The following is a 429-nucleotide window of genomic DNA, read 5'->3' as shown; positions in this document are numbered from 1 at the left end:
GCGAACGGGTGACCTTCACCGTCGCCGGCCTGCCCATGCCGTTGAAAGGAGAACCGCTATGAGTCTGCAATGGTGGCGCGACACCTGCCGCGAGGCGGACCCGCAGATGCGCCGTCGCGCGGCCGAACGCCAGGACCGGTTGACCAAGCCGCGCGGCTCGCTGGGCCGCCTGGAGCAGGTGGCGATCGACCTGGCGGCGTTGCAGGGGCGCGAACGACCGAGCCTGGAGAGGCTCTGGGTGACGGTCTTCGCCGGCGACCACGGGGTAGTCGCCGAGGGCGTCTCGGCCTATCCGCAGGCGGTCACCGGCGAGATGCTGCGCAACTTCGTCCGCGGCGGCGCGGCGATCAGCGTGCTGGCGCGCGAACTCGGCGCCGGCCTGGAGGTGGTCGACCTGGGCACCGCCGTCCCCCTGGAAGCCTTGCCCGG

General features: G+C 72.5%; 1 protein-coding gene. It reads left to right on the top strand.

Translation table 11 applies throughout. The features are described 5' to 3' along the window. Positions 1 to 58: 58 nt before the first annotated feature. On the top strand, positions 59 to 429 hold a 371-nt coding region (locus tag ETC00_RS20000), incomplete at its 3' end, for a nicotinate-nucleotide--dimethylbenzimidazole phosphoribosyltransferase (protein WP_171567772.1).

It is taken from the genome of Brevibacillus sp. MCWH, assembly GCF_013096935.1.
In the GTDB taxonomy this organism is placed as follows: Bacteria; Bacillota; Bacilli; order Brevibacillales; family Brevibacillaceae; genus Brevibacillus; species Brevibacillus aydinogluensis.
The sequence above is the reverse complement of the archived record's forward strand: the minus strand, read 5'-3'. Positions and strand labels throughout refer to the sequence as shown.